13 protein-coding genes are annotated in these 14,617 nt (G+C 67.0%); 9 read left to right on the forward strand and 4 right to left on the reverse strand.

The features are described from left to right. Window positions 1-102: 102 nt before the first annotated feature. From IEZ31_RS52390 to IEZ31_RS52415, 6 genes are all read left to right on the forward strand, one after another. Complete coding sequence (locus IEZ31_RS52390; protein WP_190257672.1) at window positions 103-381, forward strand: recombinase family protein; 279 nt, start codon at window positions 103-105, stop codon at window positions 379-381. 219 nt (window positions 382-600) lie between these two features. Next, window positions 601-1,398, forward strand: coding sequence for a DUF4259 domain-containing protein (locus IEZ31_RS52395; protein ID WP_190257673.1), 798 nt, complete (start codon window positions 601-603; stop codon window positions 1,396-1,398). 517 nt (window positions 1,399-1,915) lie between these two features. Continuing rightward, complete coding sequence (locus tag IEZ31_RS52400; RefSeq protein ID WP_190257674.1) at window positions 1,916-2,353, forward strand: hypothetical protein; 438 nt, start codon at window positions 1,916-1,918, stop codon at window positions 2,351-2,353. A gap of 95 nt (window positions 2,354-2,448) precedes the next feature. Further along, window positions 2,449-3,771, forward strand: coding sequence for a relaxase/mobilization nuclease domain-containing protein (locus IEZ31_RS52405; RefSeq protein ID WP_190257675.1), 1,323 nt, complete (start codon window positions 2,449-2,451; stop codon window positions 3,769-3,771). A gap of 240 nt (window positions 3,772-4,011) precedes the next feature. Next, window positions 4,012-4,338, forward strand: a complete 327-nt coding sequence (locus IEZ31_RS52410; protein ID WP_190257676.1) for a hypothetical protein — start codon at window positions 4,012-4,014, stop codon at window positions 4,336-4,338. Further along, on the forward strand, window positions 4,335-5,393 hold the full coding sequence (locus IEZ31_RS52415) for a tyrosine-type recombinase/integrase (protein ID WP_190257677.1): 1,059 nt from the start codon (window positions 4,335-4,337) through the stop codon (window positions 5,391-5,393). The genes IEZ31_RS52410 and IEZ31_RS52415 overlap by 4 nt, the downstream gene beginning before the upstream one ends. Window positions 5,394-5,400: 7 nt before the next feature. On the opposite strand, the gene IEZ31_RS52420 is transcribed toward IEZ31_RS52415, so the two are convergent. The 4 genes from IEZ31_RS52420 to IEZ31_RS52435 form a co-directional block, all read right to left on the reverse strand. Beyond that, on the reverse strand, window positions 5,401-6,351 hold the full coding sequence (locus tag IEZ31_RS52420) for a hypothetical protein (RefSeq protein WP_190257678.1): 951 nt from the start codon (window positions 6,349-6,351) through the stop codon (window positions 5,401-5,403). Beyond that, window positions 6,348-7,775: a tetratricopeptide repeat protein gene (locus IEZ31_RS52425; RefSeq protein ID WP_190257679.1), complete on the reverse strand. Its 1,428-nt coding sequence runs from the start codon at window positions 7,773-7,775 to the stop codon at window positions 6,348-6,350. The genes IEZ31_RS52420 and IEZ31_RS52425 overlap by 4 nt, the downstream gene beginning before the upstream one ends. 442 nt (window positions 7,776-8,217) lie before the next feature. Further along, a complete protein-coding gene (locus tag IEZ31_RS52430; RefSeq protein WP_190257680.1) occupies window positions 8,218-8,619 on the reverse strand; it encodes a hypothetical protein in 402 nt (133 codons plus the stop codon). A gap of 462 nt (window positions 8,620-9,081) precedes the next feature. Continuing rightward, the gene (locus IEZ31_RS52435) at window positions 9,082-10,440 is read right to left on the reverse strand and encodes a CHAT domain-containing protein (RefSeq protein ID WP_190257681.1); all 1,359 of its coding nucleotides are present in this window, start codon (window positions 10,438-10,440) and stop codon (window positions 9,082-9,084) included. Window positions 10,441-10,488: 48 nt separating this feature from the next. Here IEZ31_RS52435 and IEZ31_RS52440 point away from each other — a divergent pair, with 48 nt between their 5' ends. Genes IEZ31_RS52440 through IEZ31_RS52450 form a run of 3 tightly spaced genes read left to right on the forward strand, consistent with a single transcriptional unit; the run spans window position 10,489 to window position 14,203 of the window. Further along, entirely contained in the window at window positions 10,489-11,640 is a 1,152-nt protein-coding gene (locus IEZ31_RS52440) for a hypothetical protein (protein WP_190257682.1), read from the forward strand. Next, window positions 11,637-12,758 (forward strand): caspase family protein, encoded by a 1,122-nt coding sequence (locus tag IEZ31_RS52445; protein ID WP_190257683.1) that lies wholly within the window; start codon window positions 11,637-11,639, stop codon window positions 12,756-12,758. The genes IEZ31_RS52440 and IEZ31_RS52445 overlap by 4 nt, the downstream gene beginning before the upstream one ends. Beyond that, window positions 12,755-14,203 carry a hypothetical protein gene (locus IEZ31_RS52450; protein WP_190257684.1) on the forward strand — a complete coding sequence of 483 codons (1,449 nt, stop codon included), beginning with the start codon at window positions 12,755-12,757 and terminating at the stop codon, window positions 14,201-14,203. Before IEZ31_RS52445 ends, IEZ31_RS52450 begins: the two co-directional genes overlap by 4 nt. The last annotated feature ends 414 nt before the right edge of the window (window positions 14,204-14,617 follow it).

The following is a 14,617-nucleotide window of genomic DNA, read 5'->3' on the forward strand; positions in this document are numbered from 1 at the left end:
CGACTTCGTGTCAGTTCGAGGCTCGCTTCGAGCGTATAGAAAATGGTATAGAAAATGCTAGACCGTCGGCACTCTTCGAGCGCTTTTCTGTACGCTGCGGATATGCCGCCGGCCGAGTCCCGCACGCCGCGACCCGAGGTCGCCGAAGGGATGGCTGCTGCCCGCGCGCGCGGCGTCCGCTTAGGCCGACCGCCGGCGCCGCTGCCAGACTCTGCCGAGCGCGCCGCCGAGCTGCGCGACGCCGGCCACTCCCTCGCACAGATAGCCGCAAAGCTGAACAGCGAGGACGTCCCGACGCCATCAGGCCAGGGTCGATGGACCAAAAGCAGTGTGCAATACGTCCTCAACCGCCGCGAGCAGCAGCGCGCTGCCCGCGACTGACCGATCCAAGATCAGGATTCCCAGATCGCTTTGAACGTCGTGTCCGGCCGAGGGCCGCCGGGACGCAGAACGGTAACCAGCGGATCGCAATGCAAGTCCGCACACCCGCCGAGCTCGTTGTCCAGACTCACTCAGTGGAAGATGAGGGAGGCCCGCAGCCGGACGGCATGATCTTGTAGCTTCAGTACAATGGCAGGCTTGCCTGAGGAGGCAGCGAGCATGCGCACGTTCGGGACTGGCACGTTCTCCAGCGATGGCGCCATCGACTTCTTGGAAAGGTTCGCTGAACGGTCTCCTGAGCGGCGGGTGGCAGCGCTGGAGCACATGTTCCTGTTAGTGAAGGAGAAGCCGGAGCTGCTCTGGCGGGAATTCTTGCCGGACGAAGTCGTGGCTGCCGCGGCAATCGTTGCGGCGTCCCTGCCCGGCGGACGACTGTTCGATGTTGCCTCCGATGTCCGGCTGACCGCGCCCGCGCCGCGGCTGGCGGGTATCGCGCTTGAAGCCCTTCACCTCGTTGCCGGCCCTCAGGGTCCGTGGCACCAGCGCTGGACGAACGACACGGACGCCGCTGAGGCGCGTGACACGATCGCCGCGCTGTCGCAGGTACTCACCCTCGGGGGCGGCGCGTGGGACGACCCTGACATCACCATCTGGATCGAAGCCGCCGACTACGGCGCTGACGGTGAAGTCCCTGAAGGCACCCCACCGGGCATTGAGCACCTTGCGTCCTTGCTGCGCGTTTACAACTCTGCGATGGGTGGGGGCCTGGGCTTCGCCCTGGAGGTTAACGAGCCGTTCCGCGTCAGACGCGCGATCAACGCCATGCGCTACTTCGGGCTGGCCGAGCCGGCAGACCTTCTGGAGGACGCCCTGAGCCGCAGTCTGAACGGCGAACCCCCCGATTCGTGGCCGTCCGGAATCCATGACCGCCTGGATGGCCTTCTGGACGATAAGTGGTTCATGAGGGCATTCAAGGCAAAGGCAGCTGAGGTCCCGACCGACTTCGGCCGTGAGTAACGCGCCAGAGTCCTCGCTGCCGTGGTGACGACGGAGACTGAGTGCAACCGCGCCGACAGGTCCGTGTCCAGGACATGGCGCCAGATCAGGTGCGACGACACCGGCAGCACCGCAATCGGATCGCCGGCCAGCAGCCCAGCCGGCTCGGCAAACAATTGCCGCGGCGCGGCCTGCGCCGCTGGCAGGTCGTGGCGCGGGTGGCGGTAGCCCGCGAGCCAGCGCGCGTTGCGGACGATGACCGCATCCGGGAGCGCCGACCACGCGGTCGCTCCAGCCGAACCGCTCGCAGGCAGCGTGAGTCCGTAACGATCACCTGAGGCGCTGGGGAGCAAGTTGTAGCACCGGTTGCCGGAGGTGCCGACCGAGCGCGGTCAGCATCTCCGGCAACCGGTCGAAGGGCTGACCCAGCGGGGTCAGCGAGGACAACAGACGAACATCGGCCCGTAGCGCTCACGGGAACCTTCACGACCGACATTCCCGGCATTGGCAAGGCAACAATGCGGCGAGGGGTGACCATATGGAAGCCCGCAAGAACATACGCCTGTCGCGAGGGTCGGACCGCAGGCACCAATTTCCGGGTCGTCAGCGGCGCGTCAACCTTCGGTTCGACGAGGAAGAGCACCGAGACGTCGTTGGCGCCGCCGATCGGGCTGGATTGACCCCGGCCGGCTTCTGCGCCACTGCGGCGTTGGCCGCCGCGCGCGGGACGACGCCGCCTGGTGGTCGAGTGCCAGGCACGGCTGTAACCCGGCACGAGCTCGCCGAACTCCAACGGGAACTCTTCGCGGCTCGTACAGCAATCATCCGCACAGGAACGAATCTCAACCAGGCCCTCGCCGCGCTCAATGCCACCGGCGAGGCCCCGGTCTGGCTCGGCTTGGCCGTCGCCCGGTGCGAGCGGTCGCTCGGGCAACTCGACCTCCTCGTCGCCGACGTTGACCGGCGGCTGCGCTGATACCCGCGATCCACCGGCGCGGCACGAACGTCGCCGGCCTCCTCCGGTACCTCTTCGGACCAGGGAAGCGCGAAGAGCACCGCAACCCTCGCCTGGTGGCCGCCTGGTCCGGACCGGGGCAGCTCACGTCGTTGCAGCCCGCAACGACGCCGTCGAACCGCCACGACGTCCGGCCGCTGGCCAGGCTGCTCGAGCAACCGGTGCGGGCGGGCAGGAATCCGCCGCAACACTCGGTCTGGCACGGCTCGGTCCGCAACCACGCGACGGACCGCACGCTGAGCGACGCCCAGTGGGCACACATCGCCGGCGAGATGGTGGCGGCCGTCGGCATCGCGCCGCACGATGATCCCGACGCCGTCCGGTGGGTCGCGATCCGCCACGCGGACGACCACATCCACATCGTCGCCACACTGGTACGGCAGGACGGCCGCACCGTCTGGGCGTGGAACGAACGCCTCAAGGCCCAGGCTGCGGCGCGCGACCTTGAGCAGCGCTACGGGCTGTACGCGGTCGGCCCGGCCGACCGCACGAGCCACCGCCGACCTAGCCCGCCCGAGCAGAACAAGTCCGCGCGCCAAGGGCTTACGGCGATCCCTCGTGATCGACTCCGGCGCGACGTACGCGCCTGTGCGGCGGCAGCCATCAACGAGGCCGACTTCTTCGCGGCCCTTCGCGCGGCCGGCCTGCTTGTTCGGCTCCGCCGCAGCACCGCTAGCCCGGGCGAGGTCACTGGGTACGCCGTCGGGCTCGCTGCTCACCGCACAGCACGCGGCGACACGGTCTGGTACGGCGGTGGGCGTCTCGCGCCCGATCTGACACTTCCGCAGCTACGGCGACGGTGGCACTCCGGCACCGGGCCGAACGATGCACGAACTCACCCGTCCACAGACGGACGGACCGATGCCTTCCTCCGGGCCGCAGCGGCGACTCAGCGCGCCGCAGAGCGACTCACTCGTAGCAGGGCCGCCGAGGACGCCCCGGCGCTGTTCCAGCCGGTGGCTGACATCCTCACGTCGGCCGCCCGAGCCTTCGAAGGACGCAATCGAGGACCGCTGAGCGGCGCTGCCGAGGCCTTCGACCGTGCGGCTCGCGAACCGTACAGACGAGTGGTACGGCAATCTCGGTCGGCGAGTGATCTTCGCGCCCTGGCCCGGATCGTCGCCACAACGGGACGGCTCACCGGAGACCGTGACACCGCTGCGGCGCTGCAACTGTTGGCCCAGCTGGCCAAGTTCGCCGACAACCTGGCGGACCTTCGTGAGGCCCAGCAGCGGCTCCATCAGGCGCGTGCGGCCCGGCATGCCGCTGGCCGGCTGCACTCCATCGTGGCGAGAGGGACGTCCCCTGGCCTCACTGGCGGCCCCGTGCTCGGCCGGGCCGGCGCCTCCACAACTAAGCCGCAGCGGCGCGCTACCTGACGCAACGCTGCCGCCAACCCGTAGCGCCGACGATCGGGAACGAGAGCGCACCGTGACCTCGGTGCGTCCAGGGCTTGGAATGAGGTTGAGATGTCGAATGCACCTGACCGAAGTGGCCTCTCAGCCGAGGCCAGCGGCCCGTCCTTCCGCGGCAACTCGGACGTGGTTCGACGACCAGCAACAGGGTTGCCGCTAGCTCCGCTTCTCGAAGGCGTCCGAAGAAGCTCCAGGTACTCGGTGGTGACGAGCCCAGACGTCAATGGCCGGCTCGCGGATCGCTCGCCGCTCCAGGTACTGGGCTGGACACCACGCCTGCCGCTCAAAGCGACAATGATCGGCGCCGTCGTCGTACTTGTACCCTGCGCAGAGGGGCCTGAGCGCGTCACCCGCCAGGGACACATTCGACTCACCGTCTCCGCGCAACGAACGCTCGGGATCGTCGCAGGCGACCCGCTGTTCGTGGCCGCGTCAGTTCACGACGATCAGCTCACGATCTATCCGATGTGGGTGGTCGATGCCGCCCTCACCGCGCTCCACCAGTGCACCGCCACGGGACATGGGTCATGACCGCGTCCGCACGTGTTCCGCTGAACCTCGACATTGAGACCGTCCGGGTACTGCTGGAGCATCTCGGCGTCACCGCAGAAGCGCTCGCGGTCAACGCCATACGGCGCGAGGTCCCGACTTTCACCGAGTACATCGACCGCGTGTCGGACGCAGTCTCCATCGGTACCCGGCGGGCCTACACCAGCTACTGGAGACGGGTGCGAGAAGCCTGGGGTGGGCGACGGCTGAACGAACCGACCCCGCTGGAAATCAAGCAGCTGGCCGCGCAGATCAAGGAAGATGCTGTCATCAGGAGCAACTCCCGTGGCGGCCGGACAGCCGCGGAGCATGTGATCGCGGCACTGCGCTGTCTGTACAAGCACGCCGTCGCCGACGGGTACATCGCCGAGAGTGATAATCCGGCGATCCGCGTTCCCAAGCCACGGCGGCTGGCGAGCACCCGCCGTGCCCTGTCGGACGCCCAGCTCGCCGAAGTCGTCGCGACGGCCGGGAGTACCGGCAACGACCCACAGCTGGACAGCCTCCTGCTGCGCTTGCACACCGAGACCGCCTGCCGGCGGGGTGGCGCACTCGCCCTCCGCCCGATCGACCTCGACTCCACGCAATGCCTGATCCGGCTGTTCGAGAAGGGCGAGACGGTTCGCTGGCAACCGGTCTCACCGACGCTGATGCGCAATCTGGTCCTCCATGGCGAGGAGCGAGGCGCACACGACGAGCGCTGTCAGCTGCTCCGATACCGCAACGGTCAGGCGATCACCGGTCGCAGGTACGACCACCTGTGGCAGCGGCTCGGGAAACACCTGCCGTGGGTGGCGACCCAACAGATCAGCACCCACTGGATCCGACACACCACGCTCACGTGGGTCGAGCGGCACTTCGGCTATGCAGTGGCGCGTGCCTACGCCGGCCACACCGGCCGAACCGATGCCGGAACGACATCGACCTATGTCCGCGCGGACCTGACCGAGGTCGCCGAAGCGCTTGCGGTCCTGGCTGGTGAACCGCATCCACTCGCGCCGACCGCTATCCCACTGCGGTGGTCAGCCCAGAACTGAGGACCTCTCAGTCCAACGCGGCCGGGTCACCGCCGGTCGCATCCAGCTGATCACGTACCGCATCGAGTCGATCTGCAAGATCAGAACAGGACGCGTGCAGTCGTTGCGCAGCGACACGCGGGCGTATCTGCTGCGCCCAGAGCACGGCTCGGCCTCGTTCCAGCAGCTCAACCGCCGCTGCGGCATCGCCATTCGCGACCGCTGCGCCGGCACCGTCACGGGTAACCGTTCCCCACACGGCGAGATGGCGCTCTTGTCCGCGTCGGGTCAGTCCACGCCACACGAGGGCCTCCAACGCCTCGATCGCGGCAATGCCAGCCTGGAAGCAGTCCCCGCTTCGGCTGTGTTCGGCTGCGGCGTGAGCCCATCTGGTCGCTGCGACGATGCGTGTCTGCGCATCCGCGGCCGTCGTAGTAGCAGCTCGACGCCAGCATTCGAAGGCAGCGTCGACGACCTCGCCGCGTTGAGGCTCCGCCCGATCGCGTAGGTTGGCCATCTTCACCAGCCCCAGAGCCGATAGCGCCATGGCCCGCGTCTGTGAGTCCGGAGTGTGCGCGACGACTTTGGCGAGCGCCGATTCGGCGGCCTCTAGGTCTCGTGGATCGCGGCTGTGCTGGTAACGCTGGTAGTAGGCGGCGCCGAGGTTGTAAGTGCGATCGAGTCGCTCAACGGCGTGGAGGTGCGTGAGTTCAAGTGAACATTGCAGGACGCCTATGGCTTCGATGATGTCATCGGGATCTGAAAGCAGGTGGTACCTGGTGCGCAGTCCAATACCAAGGGCGGTCAATGCCATTGCCCGGTTCGGGTGTCCGACCAGCGCGGCCACTGCTGCTCGTGCGAACTTGATCGCGTCGTCGATGTCCGTCCGATCACCGCGCCGCTCGTACCGTGCCTGAAGTGCAGCGCTTTTCACCGCAAGCTGCACTCCGCGCGGGACGTCCGCCTGCTGCCGCGTCATGTCTCCACGTCCTGCTCGCCGAGGTCTATTGCCGCGTCCAGGTCCGCCTCGTCCCCCAGCAGTTCGTAACGCGTGCGCAGCGCATCGGCGAGGTTGCTTCGGTAGCGGTCGCGGTCGGGCCCATTTCGCGGTGTGAGATCCAAGGCACGTCGATACAGCGAAATCGCTTCATGCAGGCCGTTCCCCGGGGATGAACCGCCGCGATCGACGTGCCCAGCACGGTGCTGGTCTGTCAGGTAGAGAGCCAGGTTCGCCAGGCACGCGGCGAGCTTCGAATCGCCGCCGGTGCTGTGGGTGATCGCCTGTCGGCAGGCACCGATTGCCTGCAGTAGGACATCGACGTCGCGTGTGCGCCGATAGCAGCCGTGCAGGGCAAGGCTGTAGTTGGATAGGTACATCACACGGTCCGGATCGCTGTCGCCGCACCCTCGAACGGCGTTCGCGCCAGCGGTAATCGCAGCGGTGGCGTCCCGGTCGTCGTGGGTGCATGCATGGCGGGCGGTCAGCGCCAAGCCGAGCATTGACCAGGCAGCCGCACGGTCGGGACTGTCTGGCCGAAGCGCATCGACGGCAGCTTGGCCGAATGTGACCGCCCGATCGAGATCCGCCGGATCACTGTGGTGCTCGTATCGGGTACGGTAGCCCGCTCCGAGATTCACCAACGGCGCGGCCTGGGTGGGATCGCAGCGCACGGCGGCGGTCATGGCTTCGATCGCCTCGTCCAGGTCCGCCTTGTCGCCACTGAGATCGAACCGGCGCTGCAGAAGCACACCGAGGTTCTGCCACACGTACCCCTCTTCTGCTTTGCGAGGCAGAGCTGCGGCCAGCGCGTGACGCACCGCACTGATCGCCGCGTCGAGATCGCCGGGCTCACCGGCCAGCTCGTGACGGCGGGACAGCGCGAGGCTGAGGTTGTACCAGCCGGACAGCGCGTCGACGGTACCATCTGCTGCCTGGAGTCCTCGCTGATAGCACACGATGCTCACGTCCAACGCAGCTGGATCGCCAGCTTCCCCCGTGGCCCTCAGCAGCAGTTCGCCGAACTCGACGTCGCGGCTGGCAGCAGTGCGTGCGACCCCCGCTTCAAGAAGCGAACGTGCTACCGAGCGTTGACCGTCCGGGACCATCTCCGGCGCAACCGCCAACAGCAGCGTGAACAGGCGGACAGCGATCTCATGTTCCGTGCCGGCGTCCGGAGATCGCTGGTGGAGCTCTTCATATCGGAACCAGCGTAGCCAGGCCACTGCCCTGACCAGGTCGCACGAGGCAGTTGTCGACATGCCAACCCGTCCGGCGTGGCCCAGCGCTTGGCTGGCTAGCGCGAGCGATTCAGCGTCGAGGATGGCTGCCTGGTCGTTGCGATCTAGGTACCGGCGGATACGCTCATCGATCTGGGCGGCAATGTCCGGGCTGCTGTCAGACATGTGCGGGTCCTTCCGAGAGTTCGACGGCAGCAGTGTTCAGCATCTCGAGGCCGGCGTGAGGGTCGACGCGGACGTCAGGTCGACCGATACCTCGCCTTCCTGCGTGCGCAGAACCATCCGACCATGGCTAAGACTGACGGTGTACCCGGATGACGTCCCCCTGCTGTGGTCACGCGTAGCGCCGGGCCTGCGCGTCCGGGTCCGTATCATGTGGTGGCAACCGCAGCCGTGAGTAGGGCCGTGCAGGTCAGCGCCAGGACGTTTCCCCGACTCAACACTCTCATCGTCGCGAGCGCCACAAGGTGATCGGCGACGACACGGAGGCTCAGGGTTCCTACCGACGTGCACAAGGTGCTGCCGTGCGCGGCCCGGATCAGATGCGCGACGGCGCTGGTCAACACGGCGCCCAAAGTCGCCGCCCTGTTTCGACGCCGCCTGGGAACTACCAATCCGCTGGCCCGTGGGCGACCTGCCAGCGGGCTCGCATGTACGGCTTTGTCTGCTCATACGGAACCCGCATGGCTCGCAGGTGGGCGATCGCCTCGTCCGTGATGCGGTCCCACGCCCGCGACGGCACGCCGCGGGCGTGCACGACAGTGACTGCGTCGGCCGCGCCGAGGCAGAACGCCCCGGCGTCGGGGCTAGTGGGAATCGCCGCAGCAAGCAGTTCCACAAAGCCCTGCGGATTGGCGGTGAGGAAGTCGAGCATGTCCAGGTCGGCGATCAGGCTGTCATTGAAGCCGCCGGGCCGCCCGCTGAGATGCTCGCCGTACTCGCGCAGGCCCCGCAAGTACGACTCGGGCAAATAGGTCGGATACCGGTTCTTGTTGCCGAACAGTCCCATGCTGCGCTCCAATCGCTCGACGACGGCCGATCCGTAGCCACCTTCGCGCCCGTGGTGGCGGCCCAGCAAGGAAAGCGCGGCGGCTCGGGGTGTTCGACGCCGAAGCCACGCCGATCGGCCGAGCGGCCGTCATCCGCTCGGGCCTGGATTCCGGGCCTCGTCCGGCGACGCGTGTGCTCGACGCTGGCTCGCGGGGCGGGCAAATCGTGCAGGAGGGCCGTCCACAAGCTCGCTTCCGGTCCGCGGTGTTGCAGAGACGGACAAAGGCCGACGGTGGCTGGCATGCCCTGCCGGTCCAGGCGTACGCCAGGTCCAGGTCGCGGGGCGCGCGGTCACGGGGCGGTCGTCCGCTGGGCGGCGCGGCAATCAGCTTAACCTGGACCGCCTCCTCAAAGGCCGGGAGGCGCTCTCTGGGTTGCGCACCTGGAGCCAACGGGCGATGTCCTCCAGCGCGCAGTTCGTTCAAGGTCCTGTATGCGCGAATGGCGTCCACACGCTCGGCCGATCGCGGTACGCGGCGCGTAAGGCGCGGACCGCGTCGTGTAGGGCGCGGGCCGCGTCGCGGGGGTCGAGAACGCCGCCGACAATCAACGTGCCGTACACGTCCTCGGCAATCTGCGCCGCGTGCAGGTCGTTGACGGACCAGAGTGTCGCAATGACGTGCCGGTAGCCGGTGTAGTGCAGCGCTGCGGCGAGGGTGATCGCCTCGTCCGGCAGATGCACGCCACCGACCGCGGTCTTGCAGCCGGACAGGTAGGCGAACTCGCCGTCATACTGCCGGGCGCTGAAGTCGGTCACGGTCAGCACTCCGTCGTAGAGGTGCACGCCGCCGCGGGACGGGTCAGCAAGGTTCTGATCTCCGTGGCAGCTCAGGTGGATCCAGGAATGCTCGGTCAGATGCGTGAGCACCGCGGCGCGGGTCGCACCGTCCTCAGTGAGCGTCGTACACCGATCCACCGGCAGGTTGGCCTCCAGGACTTCCCGCTCCCGCCTAACGTTGGGCAGCCGCGGCTGGCCGGGCGTGTCCTCCAGACCGACGAAGAGCATCCTGCTCGGCGCGGCCGTCGTCCCGCGGTCGCCACGCGCCTCCACCAAGGCACGCAAGGTCGGCGTGTATGAGGAAACCACGCGGTCGAGGACGGCAATGCCGGCTCGCTCGTGGTATCCAGCGGCGTGAATCGGTAGCAGGGTCAACACGCCAGTCGGGCACCACCAGACGCGCGGCCAGGTCGGGCCGTCCGGCACAGCGGTGTAGCCGAGGTGCTCGAGGACCTTCTCGGCGAAACTGTCCCACATCCACGCCAGGCATGCGCGGAGCTCCGCCTCGAGCCGGTCACCCTCTTTCGCCCAGTGGGTACCGGCCTCCGCAAATGCAATGAGCGCGTTGTCGTCCTGGTCGCTGGCGACGAATGACTGTTCCGCCTGGAGGTACGCCGCCGCCTCGTGTTCGTAGCCGCCGACCGCTTGCAGATACCGGTTGGCTTGCTCAACGACGGACTCCTGCGTCAGGGCCGGCAGCTCAACGACCGCGACGTCGTCCAAGGTCACGACCAGCGCGTCGCAGCGCCACCGACTCACGTTCAGGATGACGACCGGCCCGTCCTGCGCCGCGGGCAGCAAGGTCTCGATGCGTGGTGGGCGAAGGAAGTCTTCGAAACCTGGCAACTCACGCACCTGGGCGACGAGATCATCCCACTCACGGGCCAAGGCCATGCGGCGATCGACGTCCTGGGCGAGCCGATCCGGCGTTCCGGGCATCATCCGTCCATCAAACCGGACGAACGCCGATCGAGGAACTATCAGCTGAATGGGCGTGTCCATCCGTGCGGATCGCACAATACTCTTCAATCTTCGGCAGTAGGAGGCTACGTGTCACTTGTGTTCGTGCACGGCATCGGAAACCGGTCCGGAACAGACTCGTACCAGGAGTCCGTCGATCTTCGGAGTGCGTTGTTCCGGCGGTTTCTGCTCACCAGGGCACTGCCCGATCTCGCCGAGGCGCGGATCTTTAATCCGATGTGGGGCGACCTGGGCGCTCACCTGCGCTGGCAGCACTCGTCGCTGCCCCGTGGCAGCCGGGAACGTCTTGGTGCCGACGATCGGCGACTTGCCGAACTCGCCGACGTGCTCGGCGAGCGCTCTATTTCCGAACTGGCCCATGCTGACCTGCGAGACGCTGTCGACCTGCTATATACCGTCGCTGACCTGCGCGGGCGCTCGGCCGCGGAGATCGAGGATCTTGCCGACCTCGCTGCGGCACTGGTTGACTACTGCGACACGCAGCAGGCAACTCCTGCCTGGCTGTCGGAGTCAATTGGCGACGAAGCCATGCTTGACGGACTCCATCGGGCTGGCGCCGTCATGCAGACCGACGACCGGACGGAACGGCTGGGCCACCGGTCAACCATGGGACGACTGGCCCGTGATGTGCTATCGGCTGGCATCGCGCGCTACCGCCGTCAGCAGCTCGGCGCACCGGCGCGCCTCGCCGCCGCAGGCTTGCGTCGGCTGGTCGCGGAACCAGTGTCACTTCTGATCGGCGACGTCTTCTGCTACCTCGACAGCCGGGGGACGAAGTCAGCACCGGGGAAGATCGTCCAACGCGTCACCGCCGACCTGGACGCGGCCCGCGTGGACGGGCCGCTCGTGATCGTCGCACACAGCATGGGCGGCAACATCGTCTACGACATCCTGAGCTCCTTCCGCACCGACCTTGAGGTAGATCTTCTGGTCACAGTGGGCTCGCAGGTCGGGCTGTTCGAGGAGCTCTCGCTCTTCCGGGCCAGCGATCGCAGCATCCCGAATGCCGCCGCCCCTCGCGTTCCGGCGTTGCCGAACGTGCACAAGTGGATCAACATCGTGGACCGTGCAGACGTCCTGGCCTACCGTGCCGATCCGATCTTCGCCGGGCCGGTCGACTACGAGTATCCGACCGACGAGCCCTGGGCACACACCGCCTACTTCCGCCAGCCGTACTTCCACCAACGACTTGCGGCGCGGGCGAAAGAGGCGCTGACGTGACGCAGTTCGTGGTCAACGATGGTGCCGGCCCACGGTTACACGCCTTCGTAGTCGGCGTAAGCCGATATCCGTACATCGCGAAAGGACTCGGCGAAGCCGAGGCACGCCGGCTTCTCGGTGACCTCGCCCCGATCACCGTGCCCCGGCCGTCCGCCGTCGCTGTCGCCGAGTGGCTCTTGCATGCTGACCAGGGCACGACTGAGGCACCAGTGGGAACACTTGAGGTGCTGATCTCGGCGGAGGAGGCGGTCACCCTTGACTCCGCCAAGATCGACACCGCCACGTTCGTCAACTTCCGCGAAGCGTTCGTCCGCTGGCGAAAACACTGCTCCACCGACGAAGCCAACATCGCGCTGTTCTACTTCTGCGGCCACGGCTGGAAACCTGGGGAGCAACTCCTCCTCTTGGAGGACCTCGGCGAGGACCCCGACCGGCTCCTGGCGAACAGCGTCGATCTCGCCGCGATGCGAGCAGCAATGTACACCTGTGGTGCCCGAACCCAGGTGTACTTCATCGACGCCTGCCGCGAAATCCCCCGCGACCTGCTAACCCTCCGTTCGTCACCGACGCCGCTGATGGACGCGTCGAAGCTCACCGGCGCGCTTCCCCACGTCGACGCACCGGTCTTCTTCTCCACGGCCGATGGCCAGAGCGCCTTTGGCGACGGTGGGATGGCGACGCCGTACACCGACGCGCTGATCGCTGCGCTCGGCGGCCGCGCCGCTCGTCGGGGACTGACCGGCTGGACAGTCACCACAGGAAGCCTCGCCAGCGACCTACAGCGGATCATCGAGTGGAACCGTCCGCCTGGACGACCCCGCCAGCACGTAACCATTGATGGCCTGGCAAGCACGGGAGTGCTGCGCTCGCTCACCGGGCCGCCGAAAGTGCCCTTCCGTGTCGCGTGCGAGCCGCCGGCGCCGGCCAGCGTGACCGCGTCGCCGGTGCCACCCACCGCTGCAGCCACGGACCTGGAGTTCGAGGGCGCCTTCGGCGAGATCGCCGTCGGCGTCTACGTTGTCTCCGTCAGCTACCCCGACGGCTCCAAGTCCGATCCGGTATACCGGTCCATCGACCCCCCGAACTCGGAGTTTTCTATCATGGGGGAGCAACTGTGAGCAGCCCGGACGCCCGGATCGCCGTGCTCGCGCAAGGCCCGGGAACGCGCGAAGGCCAGGTCATCGGCGCGCTCGAGATACTGGACGACGGTCTCACCGTAACGTCTGGCCCGCTCATCGATGGCCGGGCGATCGAATTGACCCTCCCCGGACCGGGCCGGTATGTGGCCCGCGGGACGCTGGTCTCCGGCGAACGCGTTTCGACCATGTTCGAGGTGCCGCGCACCGCTCCCGTCCGTCTTGTGTTGCGTCCGCGGACCCCGCAATCCGTCCCGGCCACAGACGGTTGGATTGCCGCGTGGCAGCCGAGCATCGACGGCACATCGTTCGAGCCGATCGAGCCGTCCGTATTCGAACAGGCGGACGACGGCTTCGTCGTCGATCCCACCGCACGGCACGGCGGCAGCATGGTCGTGCAATGGGCGGCGGCTACCCGGACGCCAGTGTTCATCGCCATCCCGACAGGCGTGCCGATCCGGCCCACGACTGACGCTCGCACGGTCGAACCGACCTCCACGACGGCCGCCGCACTGCTCGGCTTCCTGCACAGTGGTGACGTCCTGTCGGCACAGGCCCTGATCATTGCCGACGCGACAGAAGACCCCGCACTCGATGTCGCGACCGGGTACTACCTACTCAAGACCAAGAACACCGAATTGGGCGCGTGGGCCCGCGGCCTGGTAGAGCGACAGCCACGCTCGTTCGACGCACATCTCATCCTAGGCTGGGCCATGTTGCACGAAGACGACGGATGGCGAGGTGCAGGCGATCAGCTGCTGACGGCCACCCGATGCGGCCTGCCCATGTTCTCCGAAGGCGTGCGCATCCTTGATGACGCCCTCCGCCTCGTCGGCCGCAGCCCAGAAGGGCCGGACCGGTTTCTCGGCTACCTGCGCGCATTGCATGACACGACCATGACGACCTTCTGGGGTGTGCAGCCGAACGCTCCGGCGCTCACACCGACTGAGGCCGGGCGGCCCTCGCACGCCAGAACCTTTCGGATTAGCAGCGGCACTTTCAGGCTGCACCTGCTACCGCCACGACTCTCGCCGGCCATGTCTGTCGGCGTGCCGGACCGGCTGGCCGCAGCAGTTCTCCGTCTCGGCCGTGTTCTCGGACTCGCGCCAGTCTCAATTGAGCTGAGCAGCGTGAACGCTCGCGGCACGGCCGTCCACTTTTCACCGGGAGCAATGCCAACCCTCGACATTCCCCCGCAGCTGCGGCAGTTGCTGGGCGGCAACGTCGTCGGACGGGTCATTCGGAACAGATCTGAATGCGTGATCTTGGTGTCGAACGTCCAAGATCGTCGTATCGCCGTCGCGGTCGGTGCCGACGCCACAACGTGGGTCGAACTGGAAGTGCTGTCCGCGAATGCTATGTCCGCTCGAGTTCCCTGGACCACCGAGACAATCCCCCACGAGATCTACCTCGCCATCCTCGACTGACGACGCCAGCACCTTCGGATCAGCGTGCAGCCTCCTGCTTGTGTTGCTGCATGCACGACAGCGACCAAGGCAAGCCTGCTGAAAAACGCTACTGGAAGCAGGCGGAATTGCCGCCTCGCGGCGGGCACCCGCTTCGGCCGGTCCCGACGAAGTACGAACGAAGTACTGGCAGCGGCGAACGCACTTGGACCGGCAACAACGCCCGCCCCAGCGTGTGAACGGCGTTACTTGCATTGAGCCATCGGCTAGTGTCGCGTGATCCTGGTGTCGTTACTTCGCATTGTTGTCAACAAGTTGTCTGACGCTGGTCTGGACCCAGCGGACTTTGGCGAGGATTTCGTCGGCGGTGGCGGTCCAGGTGAAGGGTTTGGCGTCGGTGTTCCAGTGCGCGATGTAGTCGCGGATACGCACGAT

The sequence above is a fragment of the Dactylosporangium sucinum genome (assembly GCF_014647515.1).
In the GTDB taxonomy this organism is placed as follows: Bacteria; Actinomycetota; Actinomycetes; order Mycobacteriales; family Micromonosporaceae; genus Dactylosporangium; species Dactylosporangium sucinum.

What these genes read in the sequence shown, in the direction of transcription:
- IEZ31_RS52390 (WP_190257672.1), top strand. Translation starts at nt 103, where the DNA reads ATGCCGCCGGCCGAGTCCCGCACGCCGCGACCCGAGGTCGCCGAAGGG.
- IEZ31_RS52395 (WP_190257673.1), top strand. Translation starts at nt 601, where the DNA reads ATGCGCACGTTCGGGACTGGCACGTTCTCCAGCGATGGCGCCATCGAC.
- IEZ31_RS52400 (WP_190257674.1), top strand. Translation starts at nt 1,916, where the DNA reads ATGGAAGCCCGCAAGAACATACGCCTGTCGCGAGGGTCGGACCGCAGG.
- IEZ31_RS52415 (WP_190257677.1), top strand. Translation starts at nt 4,335, where the DNA reads ATGACCGCGTCCGCACGTGTTCCGCTGAACCTCGACATTGAGACCGTC.
- IEZ31_RS52420 (WP_190257678.1), bottom strand. Translation starts at nt 6,351, where the DNA reads ATGACGCGGCAGCAGGCGGACGTCCCGCGCGGAGTGCAGCTTGCGGTG.
- IEZ31_RS52425 (WP_190257679.1), bottom strand. Translation starts at nt 7,775, where the DNA reads ATGTCTGACAGCAGCCCGGACATTGCCGCCCAGATCGATGAGCGTATC.
- IEZ31_RS52430 (WP_190257680.1), bottom strand. Translation starts at nt 8,619, where the DNA reads ATGGGACTGTTCGGCAACAAGAACCGGTATCCGACCTATTTGCCCGAG.
- IEZ31_RS52435 (WP_190257681.1), bottom strand. Translation starts at nt 10,440, where the DNA reads ATGGACACGCCCATTCAGCTGATAGTTCCTCGATCGGCGTTCGTCCGG.